26 protein-coding genes are annotated in these 22,606 nt (G+C 43.6%); all 26 read right to left on the bottom strand.

Features of this window, described 5'->3' with window-relative positions; all coding sequences use genetic code 11:
• Positions 1 to 35: 35 nt before the first annotated feature.
• The gene (locus QNH36_RS09230; RefSeq protein ID WP_283905073.1) at positions 36 to 620 is read right to left on the bottom strand and encodes a hypothetical protein; all 585 of its coding nucleotides are present in this window, start codon (positions 618 to 620) and stop codon (positions 36 to 38) included.
• Positions 621 to 629: 9 nt separating this feature from the next.
• Positions 630 to 944, bottom strand: a complete 315-nt coding sequence (locus QNH36_RS09225; protein WP_283905072.1) for a hypothetical protein — start codon at positions 942 to 944, stop codon at positions 630 to 632.
• A 1-nt stretch (position 945) separates the two neighbouring features.
• A complete protein-coding gene (locus QNH36_RS09220; RefSeq protein ID WP_283905071.1) occupies positions 946 to 2,334 on the bottom strand; it encodes a flagellar assembly protein A in 1,389 nt (462 codons plus the stop codon).
• A 13-nt stretch (positions 2,335 to 2,347) separates the two neighbouring features.
• Positions 2,348 to 3,109: a FliA/WhiG family RNA polymerase sigma factor gene (locus QNH36_RS09215; protein ID WP_283905070.1), complete on the bottom strand. Its 762-nt coding sequence runs from the start codon at positions 3,107 to 3,109 to the stop codon at positions 2,348 to 2,350.
• A gap of 48 nt (positions 3,110 to 3,157) precedes the next feature.
• A complete protein-coding gene (locus QNH36_RS09210) occupies positions 3,158 to 3,655 on the bottom strand; it encodes a chemotaxis protein CheD (RefSeq protein ID WP_283905069.1) in 498 nt (165 codons plus the stop codon).
• Positions 3,648 to 4,289, bottom strand: a complete 642-nt coding sequence (locus tag QNH36_RS09205) for a chemotaxis protein CheC (protein ID WP_283905068.1) — start codon at positions 4,287 to 4,289, stop codon at positions 3,648 to 3,650. The genes QNH36_RS09210 and QNH36_RS09205 overlap by 8 nt, the downstream gene beginning before the upstream one ends.
• A gap of 18 nt (positions 4,290 to 4,307) precedes the next feature.
• A complete protein-coding gene (locus tag QNH36_RS09200; protein WP_144474892.1) occupies positions 4,308 to 4,763 on the bottom strand; it encodes a chemotaxis protein CheW in 456 nt (151 codons plus the stop codon).
• A gap of 46 nt (positions 4,764 to 4,809) precedes the next feature.
• Positions 4,810 to 6,873, bottom strand: coding sequence for a chemotaxis protein CheA (locus QNH36_RS09195; protein WP_283905067.1), 2,064 nt, complete (start codon positions 6,871 to 6,873; stop codon positions 4,810 to 4,812).
• Positions 6,874 to 6,892: 19 nt separating this feature from the next.
• Positions 6,893 to 7,981 (bottom strand): protein-glutamate methylesterase/protein-glutamine glutaminase, encoded by a 1,089-nt coding sequence (locus QNH36_RS09190; RefSeq protein ID WP_283905066.1) that lies wholly within the window; start codon positions 7,979 to 7,981, stop codon positions 6,893 to 6,895.
• A 7-nt stretch (positions 7,982 to 7,988) separates the two neighbouring features.
• Positions 7,989 to 8,855: a MinD/ParA family protein gene (locus tag QNH36_RS09185; protein WP_283905065.1), complete on the bottom strand. Its 867-nt coding sequence runs from the start codon at positions 8,853 to 8,855 to the stop codon at positions 7,989 to 7,991.
• Entirely contained in the window at positions 8,848 to 10,026 is a 1,179-nt protein-coding gene (flhF, locus tag QNH36_RS09180; RefSeq protein WP_144474888.1) for a flagellar biosynthesis GTPase FlhF, read from the bottom strand. Before flhF ends, QNH36_RS09185 begins: the two co-directional genes overlap by 8 nt.
• Positions 10,023 to 12,059, bottom strand: a complete 2,037-nt coding sequence (flhA, locus tag QNH36_RS09175) for a flagellar biosynthesis protein FlhA (RefSeq protein WP_144474887.1) — start codon at positions 12,057 to 12,059, stop codon at positions 10,023 to 10,025. The genes flhF and flhA overlap by 4 nt, the downstream gene beginning before the upstream one ends.
• A gap of 35 nt (positions 12,060 to 12,094) precedes the next feature.
• Positions 12,095 to 13,180: a flagellar biosynthesis protein FlhB gene (gene flhB / locus QNH36_RS09170; RefSeq protein WP_144474886.1), complete on the bottom strand. Its 1,086-nt coding sequence runs from the start codon at positions 13,178 to 13,180 to the stop codon at positions 12,095 to 12,097.
• A 1-nt stretch (position 13,181) separates the two neighbouring features.
• Entirely contained in the window at positions 13,182 to 13,958 is a 777-nt protein-coding gene (fliR, locus tag QNH36_RS09165) for a flagellar biosynthetic protein FliR (protein ID WP_144474885.1), read from the bottom strand.
• Positions 13,959 to 13,962: 4 nt separating this feature from the next.
• Positions 13,963 to 14,232 carry a flagellar biosynthesis protein FliQ gene (gene fliQ / locus QNH36_RS09160; RefSeq protein WP_144474884.1) on the bottom strand — a complete coding sequence of 90 codons (270 nt, stop codon included), beginning with the start codon at positions 14,230 to 14,232 and terminating at the stop codon, positions 13,963 to 13,965.
• A gap of 14 nt (positions 14,233 to 14,246) precedes the next feature.
• Positions 14,247 to 14,912: a flagellar type III secretion system pore protein FliP gene (gene fliP / locus QNH36_RS09155; protein ID WP_144474883.1), complete on the bottom strand. Its 666-nt coding sequence runs from the start codon at positions 14,910 to 14,912 to the stop codon at positions 14,247 to 14,249.
• The gene (locus QNH36_RS09150; RefSeq protein WP_395883493.1) at positions 14,905 to 15,582 is read right to left on the bottom strand and encodes a flagellar biosynthetic protein FliO; all 678 of its coding nucleotides are present in this window, start codon (positions 15,580 to 15,582) and stop codon (positions 14,905 to 14,907) included. Before QNH36_RS09150 ends, fliP begins: the two co-directional genes overlap by 8 nt.
• Before the next feature lie 25 nt (positions 15,583 to 15,607).
• Entirely contained in the window at positions 15,608 to 15,970 is a 363-nt protein-coding gene (locus tag QNH36_RS09145) for a response regulator (RefSeq protein WP_023614882.1), read from the bottom strand.
• 18 nt (positions 15,971 to 15,988) lie between these two features.
• Positions 15,989 to 17,266: a flagellar motor switch phosphatase FliY gene (fliY, locus tag QNH36_RS09140; protein ID WP_144475005.1), complete on the bottom strand. Its 1,278-nt coding sequence runs from the start codon at positions 17,264 to 17,266 to the stop codon at positions 15,989 to 15,991.
• Positions 17,256 to 18,254 carry a flagellar motor switch protein FliM gene (gene fliM, locus QNH36_RS09135; RefSeq protein ID WP_251542000.1) on the bottom strand — a complete coding sequence of 333 codons (999 nt, stop codon included), beginning with the start codon at positions 18,252 to 18,254 and terminating at the stop codon, positions 17,256 to 17,258. Before fliM ends, fliY begins: the two co-directional genes overlap by 11 nt.
• Positions 18,255 to 18,296: 42 nt before the next feature.
• Positions 18,297 to 18,725 carry a flagellar basal body-associated protein FliL gene (fliL, locus tag QNH36_RS09130; RefSeq protein WP_144474880.1) on the bottom strand — a complete coding sequence of 143 codons (429 nt, stop codon included), beginning with the start codon at positions 18,723 to 18,725 and terminating at the stop codon, positions 18,297 to 18,299.
• Complete coding sequence (locus QNH36_RS09125) at positions 18,715 to 18,936, bottom strand: flagellar FlbD family protein (protein ID WP_283905064.1); 222 nt, start codon at positions 18,934 to 18,936, stop codon at positions 18,715 to 18,717. Before QNH36_RS09125 ends, fliL begins: the two co-directional genes overlap by 11 nt.
• A gap of 54 nt (positions 18,937 to 18,990) precedes the next feature.
• The gene (locus QNH36_RS09120) at positions 18,991 to 20,205 is read right to left on the bottom strand and encodes a flagellar hook protein FlgE (protein WP_144474878.1); all 1,215 of its coding nucleotides are present in this window, start codon (positions 20,203 to 20,205) and stop codon (positions 18,991 to 18,993) included.
• Between the two features lie 86 nt (positions 20,206 to 20,291).
• Positions 20,292 to 20,681, bottom strand: coding sequence for a TIGR02530 family flagellar biosynthesis protein (locus QNH36_RS09115; RefSeq protein ID WP_251542002.1), 390 nt, complete (start codon positions 20,679 to 20,681; stop codon positions 20,292 to 20,294).
• A gap of 17 nt (positions 20,682 to 20,698) precedes the next feature.
• The gene (gene flgD, locus QNH36_RS09110) at positions 20,699 to 21,328 is read right to left on the bottom strand and encodes a flagellar hook assembly protein FlgD (RefSeq protein ID WP_144474876.1); all 630 of its coding nucleotides are present in this window, start codon (positions 21,326 to 21,328) and stop codon (positions 20,699 to 20,701) included.
• Positions 21,329 to 21,338: 10 nt separating this feature from the next.
• Positions 21,339 to 22,580, bottom strand: a complete 1,242-nt coding sequence (locus tag QNH36_RS09105; protein WP_283905063.1) for a flagellar hook-length control protein FliK — start codon at positions 22,578 to 22,580, stop codon at positions 21,339 to 21,341.
• Positions 22,581 to 22,606 lie beyond the last annotated feature (26 nt).

Here is a 22,606-nt window from a genome sequence, read left to right as displayed (position 1 = left end):
GAGATAATATAGCATAAATAAAACTGACAATCAAGTTAATCTTTCGTATTTTGCCGAAATTTAAGCAAAAGTTCAATCTCTGTTTTCCCTTTATCAAGATCCCTGGCTATTTCTTCGATCGTCAGCCCCTGATGTCTCATGGCTGTAACCTGATCAAACAAGGTGAGTTCTTTTGTTTCTGGTCCTGGATCCGCAGTTTGGCCGACATCGATTTCTGTCTCATCCGTATCTCCAGGGGTAATTGTGGTTGTTTCACTGGCTTTATGATATGCCTGTCTTGCAGCGTGATAAGATATACCTTTACCGGGACGGTGTTGTTGGATTTCGTGGTCTCTGGCTTCGGGGTCCTTCTGTGATCCCATATCTGTTACATCAGCAGGCTTTTCCGCTTTGTCCGTATTTAATTTAATATTGCTGTTTGACATCAACTCAAGAAACTTATCATTCTCTTCTTTCAATTCAAATAGATAGGACGAAAAAATCTCTTCCATTTCGCTGATGATTTTTCCCTGTTTTTTTTCTGCTTCAACAAGCCGATTCTGCCGTAAATATAATAGGATAATGGCGAAGATTGCTGCCGCGTTCAGTATGAGGCTTAAGAGTAGTAGAAAAGTGGTCATTATATCCCTCTATCCGCTGTAATCAATCACCTTCCCTTTATAAGGGTGGTGTGGCTGTACATCTTGATCATCCTTGCTTTTTTTATCGTCCCTGTCTTTTTGCTGATGGTGGCCTGGTTGGCCGCCATCCTGATTCAGGCGGGCTTCCTGCTTCTGGTTGTTTTTAATCACCGTTTTGCGTTTTAATTCATCTTCCTTCGTCACACTTTGTGCCGCATGTTCCTGAAGATGCTGTCCCCGCTGTTGAAGTTGCTCTTGAATTTTGCCGGCATCATGTGTCCTCGGAAGAGCAATCTGCATTTCGATTGCTTTGAGGCTCATCATGTCACTTCCTAACTAGTGATGGTTCGAGTTTTACAATCGGATTAATCGAAATCTCACTATTTTCGAGATGGAAATTCACCTTTTTATATATCTGGTTTGTCAGGAAAGCGTACTTCCCGAAAAAAACTTTCGTATTTGGAAATACCTTATCATTTACGGTTAAGCAGGAATTCAATCGATCTTGTTTTTCAAGCTGTAAAAACTCCAGATCGGCCAACAGTTCCTCAAGGGATTTTTCAACTTGCAGCCTGGTATTCCGCTGTTTCGCTATCATTTGCTTCTGCTCGTTCGTTAAGGTACCTGCATGCCTGCCAATTTCAGCAAGCTTCACTTCTATTTCTGTCAGTTTCCGGATATTGATTTTGGCTGTTTCGATGGAAGCAATCGTGTCCTGTTCAGTTTTCTCCAACAATGGGTCCCAGCCCACAGCTAATTCTGTTTTAGTAAAGAGCTCATTCCCCAATTCCTTGACTGAAATATTTCGGCCAGCCGAAATAGTGCCTCCGATGATGGTTCCAGTTTGGCAGTCCACATTTCCAGCAGCTGTCAGTTTGCTGTGCAGAATGGATGTCTTGACAATGATATCCTGGCCAGCTTTTACATTTGCCTGGTTAAGGTAATTGGCGAACACGTTCCCGCCTGCAGTCAGCCGGCCCTTCATGGCTCCGGCCACTCCGCCTTTAATGACAATATTTCCTCCAGCCTGGAGATTGGCTGCTTCAACAAGTCCATCTACGATGATATCCCCGCCGGCTTTCAGTTCATAGCCGCTGGGAACATTGCCTTTTATGACGATATTGCCTACAAAATCCAAATTCCCTGTTCTCAGATCAAGATCTCCTCTTACCTCATACACAGGATTAACGGAAATGGATTTCTGCGTAACACTCATTTGTCCATCGCATGCGGCATAGAATTGTCCAGCTTCGAACACAACATTATTCCCTGCTTTAACCTTTAGCGGCCGGCCAGGCTTTGCAGGAACGATTCTTCCGGTCACGTCTTTTCCAGGTGTTCCATTGACAGGAGGGACCACACTTGCGAGCAGCTGACCTTTCGTTACTGAAGGGATATGCATAATCGTGCGGAAATGAAAGACTTTCTGTTCCTCAATGCTTGTTTGTTCTAGTTCATTGCGCAGATAGGAATCTTCACCATCCACATTCTCCATTCCAACCGCTATTGCCACAGGATATTCAACAGAAGCAGGACTTTCGGCAATTTGCGCCAATACATCCATTTTAATACCGAACACGACTTGCTCTTTCTCCAAGTAACCCAATAGATTTCGAACAGATATAGCAAAATCCTGATCCTGGATATTGAGTTCCAGTTCTGCAGAAAGCCTATCTTTGGATATCCTCACTAAATAATCCGTCGCCACATCCATCTCCTGCCTTCTATCAGGCTGACTCCAGCCATTTTCTTAGCTTAAAAATTGCCTTTGAATGAATCTGCGAAATTCTGGAGGTAGATAAATTCATGACTTGACCGATTTCTGTTAACGTTAATTCTTCTTTGTAAAACAAACTTAATACAAGCTGCTCTTTATCATTCAATTTAGAGATTTTATCAGCTACTTCGTCAAGCAGCTCAGACTTTATCAGCTTGTCCTCAGGAATTTCAGCCTTATCGTCCTTGATTATGAATGACTGGTTATCACGCTCATCATTTTCATTTGGATGCTCATCTATTGAGAGGACATTCGCGAAAAAATGTTCATTTATAGTCGTGTATATCTCCGTTTCATCCATATTCAATTCTGTGGCGATTTCCTCGATGGTCGCATTGCGCATGTGGCGCTGTTCGAGCCTCTCAATTGCTGCGTCTATTTTCTTTGCTTTTTCCCGGGTACTTCTTGGGAGCCAGTCTTCCTTTCTTAATCCGTCCAAAATTGCCCCGCGAATCCGAAATGAAGAATATGTATCAAACTTCAGATCCCTGTTTGGATCGAATTTTTCCAGAGCATCATATAATCCAATCATTCCTAAACTTCTTAAATCATCCCTGGAAACACTCTTCGGAAGACTCACAGAGATTCTTTGCACATGGTAGGAAACAAGTGGCATATATTTTTTTATCAGCATATTCCCCGCATCCGGATCTCGGGATTGTACCCATTTATCCCATGTAATCTGTTCTTCCGAAGTGGATCCTCGCACCATTGTCATCCTCCTCACGCGCATTACGCTTTTTTCTAGTTGCTATCCAAACTAAATCTCACTATTCCCTTTATTCACAGTCCTGATCTGCATTAAACCGGTCTTCGGGTCGAATTCTATGGTCCTGCCGCTATTGCCGCCGACATCGTGGGCCATAAGCGGGATACGAAATTCTTTCAATTCCTGTAAAACTGCCTCTACATTCCTTGGTCCGATTCTCATCATGTCACTGCTGCCTGAAAATTGGAACATTTGTGCGCCCCCGGCAATCTTTGCTTTAATGCCTGCCTGTCTTGCACCTGATTGAATCATGAGCTCCAAAAGTTCTTTGATTGCTGTATCAGCGAATTTCGCCTTATTCAGCGGTTCGGTACGGGAGAGTGATGAATCGGGAAGCATAACATGCGCCATGCCAGCCAATTCAGCACCCTGATCATACAGCACTACGCCAACACATGATCCCAGTCCAGTAGTCCGGATCAAATCAGGTACTTTCACAATATTCATATCGGCAATGCCCACTTTAACGATTTCTGCTGTTTTATGCATCCACCTTTACTCCCAGCGCAGAAAAAATGATATGGAATGAATCGGGATCAGGCAACAAAAAGAAATGGCCTTTCACACTTTCTGGCAGCTTGGCATCTTCTTCATCCAGTGCCGTATCAATCACAATTGCGTAATCACTTACCTGTGATAACTCCAACAGCCCAAAACTGACGACTGCCCCCACCATATCAATACTAAGCGCAGGAACAGATGGATACAGGCTCAAATTAGTAAAATCGGACAAAGAAGAAAGATATGAACCTGATAGAATATTGCCTAATTCTTGAAGTGCCGACAACGCCAGCTCATTGTCCTGTTCATCGGTGAATGTGAATGTCTGGTTCTTTGTCAGCTGGCGGATATATTTTTCTGCCTGAGGAAGAGGAAGGATAAAAAACATACTCCCCGGAGCCTCCCCCTCAATCCGGAGAAACACGCTCGCTACAACATTGTCCGCTCCTCCTGCCAGTTCCATCACTTCATCGAAAGACACAACTCTGACACTGGGCACCTTCATATCAATCTTTTTATTCATTAAGGTAGATAAGGCTGTTGCAGCATGTCCAGCTCCAATATTACCGACCTCTTTTAAAATATCCAGGTGAACGTCCGAAATGCTTTTTAGAAAAGTCATAGCCAGATTCCTTTCCGCCTATAAAGCTTTTTCTTCATCGGACTCAAGAATTTTATCCAAATCAATTAAAATCAATAACCTTCTGTCGAGATTGGCAACTCCTTTGATGAACCCCTCTGCAGCAAGGCCTACTACCTCCGGCGGGGGTTCAATCATGCTTGACGGTATATCAATGACGTCATTTGCTCCATCCACAATCAAACCTACTTCTTTATCCTCATCCGCAACAATGATGACTCGAGTGCTGTCTGAGTAACTTTGTTCCTCCATGCCGAACCTGACACGCAAATCCAATAGCGGAGTAACCACTCCTCTAAGGTTCATAACCCCTTTCACAAACGGGTTCACATGTGGAACTCTTGTAATATGCATGATTTTTTCAATTGACCTAACCTGACTAACAGGAACCGCATATTCTTTTTGATTCAATTGGAATACGATCACTTTCAAATCTGAAACCAAACTTTCAGCCATCTTCATCACTCCTAAAATATCATTCTTCCTTAGCCTGCCAAGGAATCTATTTAATCAATGCGTTGCAATCCACGATCAATGCTACCTGGCCGTCACCAAGAATCGTTGCACCGGAAATCGCAAAAACATTGGTTAAGTAATTTCCTAGCGATTTAAGGACTACCTCTTGCTGGCCAATGAAGGAGTCGACGATTAAACCAGCCATTTTATCTCCTTTTCGAACGATAATGACAGAGTGGAATTGATCCTCATCACCTTCGTAAGGAACCTCGAAGATATCTTTTAGGAATAGCAGCGGGACGACCTTGCCCCTGAAATCAATCACCTTTTGATTATGGGCATTCATGATTTCAGAATCCTTGATTATCGCTGTCTCAATGATGGAAGACAGAGGAATAGCGAATTTCTCTTTCTGGATTTCCACTAACATGACCGAAATGATTGATAATGTAAGCGGAAGCTGTATCGAGAAGATCGTGCCCTGATTCTCCTTGGAATCAATAGAAATCGAGCCTCCCAGTGATTCGATGGTATTCTTAACAACATCCAGGCCTACTCCACGTCCTGAGATATCCGAAATAGTCTCTGCTGTAGAAAAACCTGATGAAAGAATCAATTCAAATGCTTGTTTATCCGTAAAGCCAGCAGCAGATTGTTCCGTAATGATTCCCTTGCTGATGGCTTTTTGCAATACTTTGTCTTTGTTGATTCCAGCACCATCATCTTCAATTTCAATGAACACATGGTTTCCGCTATGGAATGCACGCAGCACCACGGTTCCTTCTTCGTTCTTGCCCTTGGCCCTGCGAGCTTCGGGTGATTCAATGCCATGGTCTACAGAATTTCGCAGTAAGTGCACAAGCGGGTCGCCTATTTCATCAATGACAGTACGATCCAATTCTGTTTCCGCGCCGACGATTTCAAGATTGATTTTTTTATTCAAGTCCCTCGCTAATTGACGGATCATTCTAGGGAAACGATTGAATACCGTCTCCACCTGCACCATCCGCATATTCAGGATGATGTTTTGCAAGTCTCCGGAAATCCTGGACATACGCTCAACCGTTTCAGTTAGTTCCCCATTCTCCAATTCCTTGGATATTTGCTCTAATCGGCCGCGGTCGATGACTAATTCTTCAAATAAATTCATGAGAATATCGAGCCGTTCGATATTTACACGGATAGTTTTGCTATTAGTCTGCTGTTTAATGCTGCTCTTACCGTCTTGGACAGGCGCTGCCTCTGGTATTGCATTGGCAGAGGACGATTCAGCTGCTGGGGCCTTTTCTGTATCTGCAACGGCTTTTTTTTCCGGGATTTCAATCGTTAATTCCGGGTTTGCTGTATTGAAATCGATTGGCATTACATCCGTTTTGACCACTTCAGATACCTTCATGATCTTGCCTTTGACATCTTCAGGATTCTCCCTTGTGATGATCGTTACAGAAAACTCATCATCAAACTGCTCTTCCTCTAGCTGTTCAACTGAAGGGTTCGCTTTGATTACCTCTCCGATTTTTTCCAGCACTTCAAATACCATGTACACCCGGGCAGCTTTCAGCAGGCAATCTTCACGCAATCCGATTTGTATTTCATACACACCGAACCCCTGCTCTTTAGACTGCTTTAAAACGGTCAGTTCAAATTCATCATAGTTGGAGGAGGACTTAGGAGATGCTTCAAGCGTTGCAGCAGCAGCCACTTCCAAATCTGCCGAACGGGACAAGGGCTCTCCCTTTTCAATTAACTTCAACTTCTCGACTGTATCGGAAACGTTCTTCTTCCCATCTCCTCCGGCAGCAATTGATTCAACCATTTCCTCGAGATGGTCAACAGCCATAAAGATAACATCGAGTATTTCTGGAGTCGTGAGCAAACGATTATTGCGGATAGCATCAAGAACGTTTTCCATTTGATGCGTCAGGCTAGCGAGATCCTCATATCCCATCGTTGCTGACATCCCTTTTAACGTGTGGGCAGATCTAAAAATTTCATTAATGATCGATAAATCCTGTGGATTTTTCTCCAGCTCGAGCAGCTGCTCATTACAGTTCTGCAAATGCTCTCTACTTTCTTCTAAAAACACTTCAAGATATTGGTTTAATTCCATGTGCACCGCACCTCCGGCCTTAAATATAATTCATGATTGTGTCAGCAATGTGATCGACATTTGCCACTTCATCAACCATGTTCGTTGCAATCGCTGCTTTAGGCATCCCAAATACAATCGATGTATCCTGCGATTCGGCAATCGCTTTTACCATGCCGTTCTTTTTCAATTCAACCAGCCCTTTTGAGCCATCCGCACCCATCCCGGTCATGATGACAGCGATTTTCGAGTAATTCTGGATGGTACTGACCGACTCGAACATTACGTCCACGGAAGGACGATGACCGTTTCGGGGAGGTGATTGACTCAGGCTGATTGCCAGAGCCGGGCCAACACTCTTAACCTCGAGATGAAATCCTCCAGGTGCTATATATGCTGTTCCTTTTTGCAGCAGCTCTCCATCCTCCGCTTCCTTGACGGTAATCTCGCTCAAGGAATCCAGTCGGCTGGCAAGGGACTTGGTAAAGCCAGGCGGCATGTGCTGGACAACAAGCACAGGCACGCAGATATCTTTTGGAAGTGATGTTAAAACTTGCTGCAGAGCCCTTGGCCCGCCTGTTGACGTTCCGATACAGACGATTTTTTTTGATTCTTGACTGAATCTTCTGTTGTACAGGGCCTCAGCTGGCTTTTTCTCTGGTTCTATTGCAATGGATAACTGTTTCCTGACCGTTCTTGGTTCGTGCTGACTGTTTATTTTGGATAGATTTGCCTTGCTCGCAGACAACACTTTCTGAATTAACTCTGTTTTGACTTTATGTAGATCAATTGATATGGATCCTGAAGGCTTTGCCACAAAATCCACAGCACCTGCCTGAATTGCCTGCAGTGTCGTGTCCGCACCTTCTTTAGTCGTGCTGGAAAGCATGACGACTGGAAGCGGGCGTTCCTGCATGATTATTTTCAGGACATCGAGCCCATTCAGTTTTGGCATTTCGACATCAAGCGTAATGACATCAGGGCGCATTTCCCGGAATTTCTTTACTGCATCCTCTCCGTTTCGCGCCGAGCCAATAACCTCTATCTCTGGGTGTTCTGATAGAAAGTCGCTGATCAGCTTTCTCATGAAAGCTGAATCATCTACGATGAGAACTCTTATCTTTTCCACTCGACCACTACCTTTCGAAAAGGAATTGCTTCAATCTTGCTGTAAAACTCCTGTTATCTCTCTTTTCGGCATTGTAGCTCTGTTTATTGATATATTTTTCGATAATCTGCGACATTCCCTTTGACGCTTGTGACCGTTCATTGAACAGCACAAAAGGGATTTGCCGCTTTACCGCTTCCTGGACGGAATTATCATCCGGCAGCATACCGAGCTTGATCGGTGTCCTGCCCAGAAATTTTACGAGTACATCCTCAAGCCTGGCCATCGTTTCCCTGCCTTCCTTGACAGAGCCTGCCCTATTGACTACTAGATAAAAGGGCAGCCCGGCATCGGCAAGATGGATGTATTTCATTGTAGCGTAGGCATCCATCAAGGAGGTCGGCTCCGTCGTGGTAATCACGAAAATTTCGTTTACCGAGAGAAGGATTGAGAGAGTTTCTTCATTTAAACCTGCTCCCATATCAAAAATAAGATAATCATATTTTCTTAGTACATCACTTAAGCTTGAGGTAAAATATTCGACACTTTCCCTGTCCATCCGGATCAGATGGCTCAAGCCTGTCCCGCCTGATATATATTCAATCCCATGCGGGCCTTGAAAAATCACTTCTTCCATCGATGCTTTGCCTGAAAGAAAGTCAGCTATCGACAGCGGAGAATGCTTGCCCATTAAAATCTCGATGTTTCCCATTCCGATATCCAGATCAAAGAGCAATACTCGATTTCCCTGCTTTGCCAGGGAAATCGAGAAGTTCAGAGAAAAGTTCGATTTCCCTACCCCTCCCTTTCCGCTGACAACAGCAAGGGTCTTTGCTTCATTCATCGGAATATTTGTCATGAGCCGCTTTCTTAACTTTTCTGCCTGGTCACTCATAGTGGTTGACTCCAATAATTGTATTGGCCGTAATTTCAGGACTGGCCCCGATTAAATCATCGGGTACATTCTGTCCATTGGTTAAATAGGCAATACCGGTCGAAAACTTCTCTGCCATATTGAGCATTGAACCGTAAACGGATGTCTCATCAAGTTTGGTAAAAATGTATTTGTCGATATTGATAAGCGAAAATTGCTTCCGTATTTCCTCCATATCCTTTTGCTTTGAAGTCAGCGCCAGGACCAGGAAGGTTTCCATTTCCTCACTGAAGTCAATTACATCGTTTAAATCATTTACATATTTTTGATTCCTGAAATTACGTCCTGCTGTATCAATAAAAACCACGTCATATTGTGCGAACTTCGTGGTCGCTGCCTTGAAATCGTCCATGTTGTAGCAAACCTCAATTGGCACATTGAGGATTTTCGCATATGTTTTCAACTGATCGATTGCTGCGATCCTATATGTGTCTGTCGTAATAAAAGCTACATTTTTTTGATGCTTCAAAACACATTCAGCTGCGATTTTTGCCAGCGTAGTTGTTTTACCTACTCCTGTCGGGCCAACTACATTGACGAATTTCTTTGTAAAAGTAACTCCTCCGAAAGAAAGTCTGCTTAACCTTTGCTGAATGGCTTGAGCACTCCAATCGGCTATCTCACCTTCACTTGAGGCTGCTCCGTTCAAATACCATTTTTCCAGAATGACACCAGACAATTCATCAATAATGGACTGGTCCACATCCTGATCCCTTAAGTGCTGGAGTTGTCTGCTTATAGGCTCTGGAAGTGAAATTCCTTCTGTAGTGCCAGATGATTTCAGCAGGTCTTTCAGCTGTGAGATCTCCTTTAATAAATCTTTGTCAGCCATTGAAGATGCCGCCAGTCCCGCTCCCTTTTTATAAGAGTTCGGTTCTGCCTTAGTTTCTTCTGTTTTTATCGATAAAGGGGGATATTTCATGGATTTATCCATGTTTGCCTGTTTAGGGACTAGCTCAGTGTCCGGATCAATAGCTGCAATGACTTCAATGCTGTTTTTCTTGAAGAAACCCATGAATCCTCCTGTCTGGATCACACGGGAATTCAGGATCACGGCATCGCTGCCAAGCTCGGATCTAACCTGTTTCATTGCTTCGGGCATGGATGAAGCTGTATATTTTTTTACTTTCATTCTATATTCACCACTCCGACACTTTGGACTTCGACATTCGCTTCAAGTTCGTTATATGACAATACAGGGATCTGCGCAAAATATCTTTCCGTCAGCTGGCGCACATACATTCTTACTGCTGGCGAGCAGAGGATGATCGGTGTCTGTTCCATGATGCTCAGCTGTTCCACCTGACTTGCAACCGATTCAAGAATCCCCTGAGAAACCGAGGGATCAAGCGATAGATAATTTCCATGTTCGGTTTGTTGGACACCTTCGGCTACCATTTTTTCTACCCTGCCAGATAATGTGATAACCTTAAGTGTTTCTCCATTTCTAGAATACTGGTTGGTAATTTGCCTTGCCAGTGCCTGCCGTACATATTCAGCAAGGATATCCGTATCAGTTGTGACCTTTCCATAATCAGCAAGTGTTTCAAAGATGATTGGCAGGTTCCTGATTGAGACATTCTCCCTAAGCAGCTTGCCAAGCACTTTTTGAATTTCGCCGACTGACAATGGATTTGGCGTAGCTTCCTCGACCAGTATAGGGTAGCTTTCCCGAAGATGGTCGATCAGCTGCTTTGTTTCCTGTCGTCCTAGAAGCTCGTGGGCATTTGCTTTGATTACTTCTGTAATGTGTGTGGATACGACTGAAGGCGGATCAACGACGGTATAACCAAAAATTTCAGCCTGCTCCTTCATTTCTTCCGTAATCCACTTCGCCGGCAATCCAAAGCTAGGTTCAACCGTATCAATTCCTTCAATCGATTCATCCTCGATTCCGGGACTCATGGCGAGATAGTGGTCCAGCAGCAATTCTCCCCTGGCCATTTCGTTTCCTTTGATTTTCAGCCTGTATTCATTTGGCTGAAGCTGGATATTGTCACGGATCCTGACGACTGGGATAACGAGTCCCAGTTCAATGGCAAGCTGTCTTCTGATCATGACAATCCGGTCAAGGAGGTCCCCGCCCTGGTTGGCGTCTGCCAGTGGAATGAGTCCATAACCGAATTCGAACTCTATTGGATCCACATTCAAAAGATTGACAACACTTTCCGGACTCTTCATTTCATCCATCTGGATATCCTCTTCCATTTCCTGAAGCTGTTGTTGATCAGGTTCTGGTACACGGGAGAAAGCATATCCGCCATAAGCTAATAACCCGGCCAGCGGAATGGTCAGCAAATCTGTTATTGGTGTGAACAAACCAAGCATGAAGATCGTACCACCGGCGACATAAAGCATCTTTGGGTAAGCAGTTAGCTGTGAAGTTATGTCGAAACCCAAATTACCATCTGATGCTGCCCTGGTGACGACAATGCCGGTAGCAGTTGAAATCAACAATGCTGGGATCTGGCTGACAATGCCATCTCCCACTGTCAATAGCGAATACCGTTGAGCGGCATCGCCAATCGCCAGTCCCTGCTGCGCCATACCGATGACGATACCAAAAATCAGGTTAATCAGAACAATGATGATACCAGCAATTGCATCCCCTTTAACAAACTTGCTGGCACCGTCCATCGCTCCATAGAAATCTGACTCCCTGCTGACCTTTTCGCGTCGTTCACGGGCCTGTTGTTCAGAGATCATCCCTGCGTTCAAATCAGCATCGATGCTCATCTGTTTACCAGGCATCGCATCGAGTGTAAACCTCGCAGCAACCTCTGATACACGTTCAGATCCTTTTGTGATGACTATGAATTGGATAATGACCAAAATGAAGAAAACAACCATACCTACTACTACATTTCCACCTACAACGAAAGAACCGAATACCTCAACAACTCCCCCAGCCTCTCCATGGGACAGGATGGAACGGGTCGTGGAGACATTGAGGCCCAGACGAAACAAAGTTAAAATTAACAGCAATGAAGGAAAAACAGAAAATTGCAGCGGCTCCGTCATATTCATTGTGTTCAAAAGCACAAGCAGCGCGATTGATATATTGACCATGATCAGTATACTTAACAGCCAGGATGGGAAAGGGATGATTAGCATCGCAACTATTAAAATGACACCGAAGATGACAGATAGGTCTTTTCCGGACATATTTCTTCTCTCCTAAACACTGCATACCTTGAAAATTACAGCACTTTATTTTTTGTTTGATATACATACGCGAGAATCTCGGCCACAGCCTTGAAAAATTCCTCTGGTATGGCATCCCCGATTTCAGCCTGACTATATAAAGCCCTGGCAAGCGGACGATTCTCAACAGTCATGATTTCATTTTCTTTGGCAATCAATTTGATTTTCTGGGCGACAAAATCGACACCTTTGGCAACCACGACGGGTGCATCGGCCTTCTCTTCGTCATACTTTAAAGCAATAGCGTAGTGAGTCGGGTTCGTTATGACTACATCTGCTTTTGGCACTTCTTGCATCATCCGCCGCATTGCCATCTCTCTTTGCTTTTGCTTGATCTTTGATTTGATGAGCGGGTCACCTTCTATGTTCTTATACTCATCCTTCAAGTCTTGCTTAGACATGCGGATACCCTTTTCAAAGTCATATTTTTGGTACAAAAAGTCCAATAATGACAAAAATAGCAATGCTCCGGAAGCAAAAAGCCCCATTTGGAGCGTAAGTCCGGCAATAGTCGCAATTGCAGCACCAACGCTTTTATTGGCAAGCAGCAAAACTTCATCCATCCTCAGCCAAAGGATCGAAAAAGCGATGACTCCAATGAAGGTGATCTTAAGAATTGATTTAAGCAATTCGACAATTGCCCTCATCGAGAAAATCCTTTTAAAGCCGCTGATTGGATTGATTTTTTCTAATTTCATCTGGATTGCCTCAGTGGAAAACATAAAGCCGACCTGCATATAATTAGCGGCTACCCCTGCAATCAAGGCAACGGCCATTACTGGTCCTAAGAAAATGACCAGTTCACCAAGTATCTCAATTACAATTGATTCTATATTATTAGCAGTCAATTCCATGAACATATAATTTTGCAGCGAGTGACGCAGAACTCCTATCAATCTCTCAGTCATCGTCTTTCCAAAAAACATCAAAAACAGGAATACGGCAAGCAGCACTATCGCTGTATTGACATCCTGGCTTTTGGCAACCTGTCCTTTTTTTCGGGCATCCTGTCTTTTCTTAGGAGTCGCTTTTTCTGTTTTTTCACCAGCAAAAAATTGAAGGTCCAATGTCAAAAAATTCATTTTATGCTCCCCCGATCAGTTCCATCAATCCCCGCATCGTCGCGAGTGTTGTCGAAACAAGATCCGATGTAACCGCGATTAGCACACCCATTACTGCTATGAGGACCAAAAAGCTGACACCGATTTTAATAGGCAGGCCAACAACAAAAATGTTCAGCTGCGGCACAGTCCTAGCCACGATCCCAAGAGCAACGTCCACCAGAAACAATGTGCCCACAACCGGAAGAGACATCTGGAAGGCAATGATGAACATCTTATTAAATGAAAGAATGACGAATTCCGCGATGTTTTCATTGCCGAATGGGATCATCATCTGGTCTATCGGTATAAAGTTATAGCTGTAAAAGATCCCGTCCAATAGCAAATGATGGCCATTGACAGTCAGTAAAAACAAAAGTGCGATGGTATATAAATATTGTCCCATCAAAGGACTCTGTGCGCCTGTTTGTGGATCGATGACATTGGCAATTGCAAATCCCATCTGGAAATCGATAAACCCGCCTGCAATTTGGATAGCAGCCATCATTAACGCAGCGATGAACCCTATGAATAAACCCACCAGGGCCTCCTTGATGACTAACAAGAAATATACGCTGTCAATCGCCACCTCAGGAGCACCTATTGCAGAAAACATGATAAGTGCCAGCATAAAGCCAAGACCTATTTTATGTGTTGCCGGGATCGTTCGATATGAAAATAACGGCATCATCAGAAAGAATGATGTCACCCTCACAAAAATCAGCAGGAAAGCTGGAAAAGATGGTATAAAATCTAGCATCTCATCAGCCTACGAACCTTGTAAGATTTGAAAAAATCTCTGTTGCATAGGAAAGCATATAGCTGAGCATCCATGGCCCGAAAAAAATTATTCCGACGAGGACAGCTACAATTTTCGGGACGAAAGCCAGTGTCTGTTCCTGTATTTGTGTGGTTGCCTGAAAAATACTGACAATCAAGCCAACTACAAGCGCCAAAATAAGCAATGGTCCTGATATCATCAAAACTGTATATATTCCACGTTCGGCTATTGAGATTACCGATTCTGCTGTCATTATCAATCACCTGCTTAAAAACTTTGTAATAATGATTTCACGACTAAATACCAGCCATCCACCATGACAAACAGGAGGATCTTGAATGGCAGAGAAATCATTACCGGCGGCAGCATCATCATACCCATTGACATCAGGACACTCGCTACTACCATATCAATCACCAGGAATGGGATGAAAATCATAAACCCAATCTGGAATGCGGTTTTGATTTCACTGATCGCAAAAGCCGGGACCAGCGCTGTCAGCGGAATATCCTGCACCGATTCAGGAGTTTCCGCCTTAGCATATTGAAGGAATAATGCCAGGTCCTTCTGCCTTGTATGCGCGCTCATGAACTCCTTAAAAGGAATCGATGCTCTATCATAGGCCTGCTCCAGATTGATTTCTTCATTAAATAACGGCGTCAGTGCCTGTTCATTCACTTCCTGGAAAGTAGGTGCCATGATGAAGAATGACAGGAACAACGCAAGACCAACCAGTACCTGGTTAGGCGGCATTTGCTGAGTGGCAAGCGCCGTTCTGACAAAGGAAAGAACGATGATGATTCTTGTAAAACTGGTCATTAGAATCAAGATGCCAGGCGCAATCGAAAGAACAGTGAGCAAGAGCATTAATTTTACGGATGTAGATACACTTTCTGGATCACTGCTGTTGAAAAACTCCATGAACTCATTCATCGTTCTTTGATCCTTTCTTTTGTATCTCCTCAAGCATCTTCTTTCGTCCGCTCGCCATGTCATTCAGCTGACTTTTAAGCAATGCGGAAAAGTTGGAACTTTGTGGATCGCTGCCATCTTTCTTCGCTCTTTTAAGCAACTTTGTCACAATATCGCTTGGCTGTATAAGCTGTTCCATTTTATTGTTATACTCCTGGATGACTTGATCGTACTCTTCTGGATCGTCTATTTCTCTCAACAGCTGAATATTTTCTCCTACTCCAACAATCAACAGACGGTTTCCCGCCTTTACGATCTGGACAGACCTGTTTGCTCCAAGGCTTGTACCTCCAAGATTCTCAACAAGCTGTGAGCTTTTATATGACATACTCTTTTTATTGATGAATTTGAGAAGGAAATAGATTAACGCTGCCACGAACACCGTAGCAAAAATCATCCTGACAAAATCCAGGAAACTTACTCCTACCTGTGCTTCTTGTGCCTGTGCTTCACCTGATTGCTTTGCTGTAGTTTTTGCCTGTCCCTCTTCACAAGAATCAGGATTTTTAATGCAATCCTGAACACTTTTATTCAGCTGCTCTGCCTTTGTCAAGCCAATAGGACTGAACAGAGCAGCTAATAAGAATAGAATGGCCGAGGCAGTTCGGATTAGTCTTAACAATTGCCGCACCCTCTAAAATATATAAATAAGTCCATTATGCTAATGTTTTGGAAATCGCTTCAATAACACGATCTGCCTGGAAAGGTTTCACTATGAAATCCTTCGCTCCTGCCTGGATGGCATCAATGACCATTGCCTGCTGGCCCATTGCAGAACACATAATGACCTTGGCATTCGGATTGATTTTTTTGATCTCCTTCAGTGAAGTGATCCCATCCATTTCAGGCATGGTAATATCCATTGTGACGAGGTCTGGCTGAAATTCTTTATATTTCTCAAGCGCCTGGGCTCCATCCGCAGCTTCAGCAACCACCTCAAACCCATTCTTTGTCAAAATATCCTTTATCATCATTCTCATGAAAGCCGCATCATCTACGACTAAAATTTTGTTCGCCATTGGAATTCCTCCTGTAGATTATTTCAATTTTTTAATTCGATCGCTCTGGCTGATAATATCTGTAACCCGGACTCCAAAGTTCTCATCGATGACCACTACTTCCCCTTGTGCAATCAAGCGGTTGTTCACCAGGATATCAACAGGCTCTCCTGCCAGTTTATCCAGTTCAATGATCGATCCGGACCCTAGTTCAAGGATGTCCTTTACCGAACGTTTCGTCCTTCCCAATTCCACAGTTACCTGTAACGGAATATCAAGCAGCATATTAAGGTTCTTTGTTTCAGCCTGCTGCCCTTGGACATTCTCGAAACTGGAGAAGACTGCGGGCTGGACCGTCGGCTGGCTTCCGGTCATCACATTTCCTCCATAATGCTGCGGCCCAGGCTGCATCGGCTGAGGATTATATCCAAATCCTTGCGGCATATTTTGCTGCGCATGAGGCTGATAATAAGCCTGCTCCTGCTGAGGCTGATATTCCGGCTGATGGAAACCCTGATGTTGAACAGTATTTTGGTGCTGCCCTTGTTCATTTGGATTGTTTTGCGCTGCGGGAGCATGGTTGGCCTGCGGTGTTTGAGACACTGTCTCTTCCTCCTGGGCCGATCCTGATCCCCCTGGATTCAATAATTCATCAACAAGGCTTTTCGCGAAGGTTACCGGCAAAAGCTGCATGATGTTTGAATCAATTAAACTGCCAATTTTTAATGAAAAGGATACCTTAACTAAAATATCATCTTCAGGAATCGATTCTGTTCCTTCTCCTTCAACTACATTCAATAAATTGATATTTGGAGGCGAAATATCGACCCTCTTGCTAAATACAGTTGACATCGAGGTTGCCGCCGAACCCATCATCTGGTTCATCGCCTCTTGTACTGCACTAAGCTGGATTTCATCTAGCAGTTCCCTTGGATTCATGCCATCTCCGCCCAGCATTAAGTCAGCGATGATCGCTGCGTCATTTTGCTGGATTACTAGCATATTGCTGCCAATGAATCCTTCAGTATAATGTACCTGAACGGCCACATACGGATCCGGGAATTCGTCTTCCAGTTTAGACTTGTGCACAACTGTAACCGTAGGTGTATTTATTTCAACCTTTTGGCTTAGCAGAGTGGATAATGCTGTAGCCGAGCTGCCGAATGAAATATTCCCTATTTCACCAAGGGCATCTCTCTCCATAAAAGAAAAATAGTCATCTACATCAATCATGTTTTCTGTTTCTTCCGCCTCATCAGAAGTCCCTCTGAGAAGCGCATCAATTTCATCTTGAGATAACATGTCATCACTCACCATCATCGTCTCCCCCCTTAAATGTATCAAACACTTGAATGGCTAACTTCTTGTTCAATTTCCCTGGCTGTCCTACAAATTTAGGGATATCTCCGACTTTTATCAGTAACGGCTGGTCAATCTGCTGATTCAATTCAATTACATCGCCGATTTCAAGCATCAGGAAATCCTGGATCGATATTTCTGACGACCCTATTTCTGCTGTAATTGAAACATCAGCCTTCTGGATCTCACTCTGCAGTACTGCATTTTCAATTGGCAAGCTTTGTTTCTTATCCGATTGCATCCAATATTTCACTGACAATTTAGGAATGATCGGTTCCAGGACAACATGCGGTATACATATATTGATCATTCCGCTCGCTTCCCCGATCGTCGTATTCAAAGAGATGACTACGACAGTTTCATTTGGCGAAACCATCTGCAAGAATTGCGGGTTGATCTCAAATTCCGAAAGCTGCGGATCGATATCCGAAATCGAACTCCAAGCCTCCCTGAAATTCTCAAAAGCTTTCTCAAACATATTTGACATGATTTTTGTCTCAATTTCTGTCAAACTGTCAACTTTGTTGTGGCTTGTCCCCCTGCCGCCTAGCAGACGGTCCATCATGGCATAAGCAATGTTCGGATTTACTTCCATGAGAATCCTGCCTTCAAGCGGTTCTACATCGAATGCATTCAATATCGTCATCTTAGGAATCGACCGGATAAATTCCTCATAAGGAATCTGATCTGCCGATGCTACGCTGATATTGACATATGTCCTTAATTGAGCGGAGAAAAAGGTAGTCAGCAGCCTGGCAAAGTTTTCATGAATCCTGGTCAGGCTTCGGATTTGATCCTTTGAAAAGCGCAACGCTCTCCTGAAATCATATACTTTCACCCTTTTTTCTACTTGTTCCTTTTTTAATTCATCCGCATCCATTTCCCCTGTTGACAGGGCGGACAGTAAAGCATCTATTTCACTCTGTGATAATACCTCTCCCGACATTCTCTTCACCTCCATACGTTTACGATAATAGGATTCATTCTGTTACTGGAGTAGAGAACCTGTTATATAGACCTTCTTGATTTTTCCATCCTGCATCAGGTCATTCAACTTCACTTTGAGAGTTTCTTCAAGGTTCATCTTGCCTTCCTTGCCTTGCAGTTCTTCTGCCTTTTTCTCGGATAGTTCATAGATAATCAGGTTCTTAACCTGGAAATCTCTCTTCTCGAGTTCTTCTTTTGCTTTTGTTCCATCTGTTTCAATTTTGAATGAAATCTTGATGAAGTCATTTGATGCAAGGTTCGTGGTTACCTCCGGTATATCTACCGAAGCCTCCAGCACCTCTTCAATACTTGGTTCCTTCTCACCATCACCAGCTTTAAGCTTCATCACTGCTACCACTGCGACTGTCCCTACAAGCAGGATGGCTACCAGCATGACTGTCATAATCATGACCAGTTTATTATTCTTCATGTTCCAGTTCCTCCAACAACCGGCCTCCCAAAAGGCCGATACTCTGGTAATATTCCTTGATTAAAATCGTTACTTCATTTTTGCTTTCCCTGACAACATACTTCCGGCCATTGGCTAGAGTAATCGTCGTATCCGGAAAAGCCTCAATTGTCTCAATAAATAATGAATTAAGCCTGAACGATTTACCATTTAATTTCGTTACTTTTATCACTATTATCCACAGGGGCTAAAAGAATCACCCTTTCAGCCCTGCTCCTCTCTTAATCTATCGTTTTAAGTTCACGAGCTCCTGGAGGATTTCATCAGATGTAGTAATGATTCTTGTATTTGCCTGGAAACCACGCTGAGCCGTGATCATTTCGGTGAACTCTTCAGAAAGGTCTACATTGGACATTTCAAGTGCACCTGCCGCGATGGATCCCCTGCCTTCTCCAGGAACATTGATATTCGCTGTTCCAGAGTTGACTGATTCCTGGAAAGTATTATTCCCAACCTTGGAAAGACCTGACGGGTTGCTGAATTTAGCAAGCGCAAGTTGTCCAAGTGTGAGGACTAATCCATTTGAGAATACTCCATTGATTTCACCAGTTGAGCCGATGTTGAAGCTTTCCAAAGCACCCTGGGTGTTGCCGTCAGGGTAGGCGTTTGCATCCATGCTGCCGCCGTCGACAGTTAAGCCACCAAGCGGCAATGCAACGGTAAATGGTACAGCTGTACCTGACCCGTTGTTAAGATTTAAAGTAATATTTTGAGCGGTATTTGTCGGTATCTGGATGTTTACTGTCGTGATATTGGGGTTCGGCTGAGTAGGATCAGCGACCGGAATCGATTTATCAACAAAAGAGACCGTCCAATTACCTGTTGCAGCACCATTTGCACCATCTGGCTTTATAGTCATGTCAATAACATGCTCAATTCCATTTCCATCAACGACTTTTAACTGCTGAAGCAGTTCAGATGCCCCTTTAGCATCCTCTGGAAGATTGCCTTTCATCACCAGTTCAGTCGTTTGCTTAGCTGGCAAGAGCGCATTAACGTTAACTGTAATATCTTCTAGGATTCCATTATTCAAAGACTGAACCTTCAATCCATCACCAGTAACTAGCGTACCATTATCATCCAGATAGAAGTTTCCGGCACGTGTATACATTTGTGATTGTCCTTGCTTTACGACGAAATATCCATCACCTGAAATGGCAAGGTCAAGAGCGCGACCTGTTGTTTGCAAGCTTGATTGAGTATCGATCAAATCGATGCTTGCAATTGTAGACCCAAGGCCTACCTGCATCGGGTTCTTTCCGCCTTTATTCTGTGTCGCAGCACTAGCACCAGAGATGGTTTGATTCATTGTATCTTTAAAAGTGACACGGCCTTTTTTGAAGCCGTATGTATTTACATTGGCGATGTTGTTGCCGATGACATCAAGTTTAGTCTGGAAATTTTTCATTCCGCTGATTCCTGAGTACATTGAACGAAGCATAACTTGTAAAACTCCTTTCGATTTAGGGGCTGCTTCAATCGGTCCACAGCCCAGGCCTCCGTGAAGGTCCAGCCATTTAGTATTTTTTAATTATCCATCACAATCGTTCCATTTATATTGGTGAAAATTTGTTCTGCCGCTTCCTGCCTTCCCATCGCAGTGATGACGGTGTTGTTTTTCGCACTGACAATCAGCGCTGCGTCTTTCAGCAGGACAAGCGAATCACTCACGCCCTTGGCCTTCGCCTGACTGACTTTCTCCTCTATCCTGTTCCAGTGCTCCTGGGAAATACTTATTCCCCGCTGCTCCAGCCGTTCAGTTGCATGCTTGCTAATGGTCAGTCCATTCTTCGATTGGATGGCATTTTGCAATTGCAAGGAAAAAGGTGTTTGCGTAAAGTTGTTGGCTTTCACAGGTTTTTGGTTTGTCCTGTTAACAGGCAGTGAATGAATTGGACGAAAATTTGTTTTATCCATTACCTCACTTCCTTAGGTCATTGAATTTTGGTGATTTGTGAAGAAATGATGCTTGTTTTATTCTCATCATCCAGCAAATAGGATGTTTTTCCATTTTTAAATGAGACAGACAGGACATTAGCTGATTTCTCTTGTTTATTTTCATCTACATAGGTAACAGATTTGCCAATCAGCATGCTCGCCTGCAGCATATGGTTTTCACTTGAAAGCTCATTGATTTGCGAAATATTCGCGGGTTCCAGAACAGTGCCATCTTCAAGAATAAAAGAAACTGTATCTTCCTTGAACTGGACAGAGGCAACTTTTCCATTTCCTTGTTTAATCGTTTCCTGGCCGTCAGCAGAATCAATCTTGTGCCAAGTAATCTCCTTGCCTACAAACTGGCTGTAGGAAATCATTTTGTTTTGCTGTTCAGCCTGTACAAATCGGTCGATGGATTTTCCCATATTCGTTATTTGCTCAAGTGTCGAAAATGTTGCCATTTGTGCTATAAAATCTTTATCCTGCATCGGATTCAAAGGATCCTGGTTCTGAAGCTGGGTCATCAGGATCTTCAAAAAATCATCTTTCCCAAGAATATCCGAACCTGCTTTCCTTTCCTTTTGAAGATTCGATAGCAGATAAGAAGAATTAATTGAGTTCACCATGGTATTTCTCCTATGCTTCTGTATTTAGCAGTGCTTCCTCGAAAGTAAGGTTAAAATCCCCTTGTTCTTCTTTCTTTTCCTGTTCCCTGGTGTCAGGCTGTCTTTCCTGCTGCTGGGAATCTCTATTCAGGAAACGTTCTTGTTGTGCCTGCTGCTGGGTAACTTCGATTCTGTCGACTGAAAGGTTTTGTGCAGCAAAAGCCTGTTTGAGACCGTTAATATGGGATTCCAATGTTTCTTTTGCACTGCCTGAAGTAGTAATGATTCTGGCCATCATTGTCTGGTCTTTTTGGAATAACTCTACCCGAATGCTGCCCAGGTGCTCTGGAAACAATTTTATGAATAGTTTTTGTGTTCCGCCGCTATTCATGAATTGAGACCTTGAGAGAATCGATTCGAATTGTTTCATTAATTGCTCTGCGGAAACCGGCCTTTCAGGACTATTCATCATCAATGTAAGCTGCTCAGCTCTTGCCATTTGCGGAAGAAATGTGACAGCCCCTGTTTGCCCATCGGCCTTAATCGACGATCCAGTTTCTGCTAAACTATTAACCTCTAAAAAATTTGTTTTTTTCGCATCTAACAGGTTTAACTCTCTCGCTAACTGGGTAAATCGATTTTGGATATATTCTTGGCCACTTCGGTTATCAGGCTTTAAAAGACTAGTCAAACCTTCCTCGAGGTTTTGCATTGACTCCTTCAGTAATGCTGTTTTCTTAGATTCATAGCCATCAGCATACTTTGACATCAGCTCATACAGCTTTAGAACCTTGATGGTTTCAACATCATTGGTATCAAGCCTGGCGGCGAGTTCTTTTTTTGGCAAATTTGCGATTCCAGCCAGGATAGCGGCAAGAGACGCCAGCAATTCATCTTCCGGAACATTGTCTGTCTTTTCCTCATTGTTCCCAGGCCATTTCTGAAGCAGCTGCTGAACTTGGTCCATGCTGATTCCCAGATGGGAAAGAGCCTTGCCTAAAAGATTTTCTGAATCTGCCATAAGTGATTCCATCAGCTTCAGTCCATCTTCCAAATCCAACAGGTCCTCAGTGTTCAAAAAGCCAGCCAAGTCTGCCAGACTCTCCAATGCTTTTGTATCTTGTCCTGGTATTTCAGCAATCTTTGAGCCATTTGCCCCTGAAAGGACCATTGCCATCATGCCAGCAAAACCGCCTTCCAATTCACTCTTGCCGGCTGCAGGCTGTTTTACGGCTGCGACACTATTAAAGAACCCAAGCCCTCCAACTTCCATGTTTTCACCCCCTTTCAAAATACAAC

The organism is Mesobacillus sp. AQ2, from assembly GCF_030122805.1.
GTDB classification, from domain to species: domain Bacteria; phylum Bacillota; class Bacilli; order Bacillales; family Cytobacillaceae; genus Mesobacillus; species Mesobacillus oceanisediminis_A.
The sequence above is the reverse complement of the archived record's forward strand: the minus strand, read 5'-3'. Positions and strand labels throughout refer to the sequence as shown.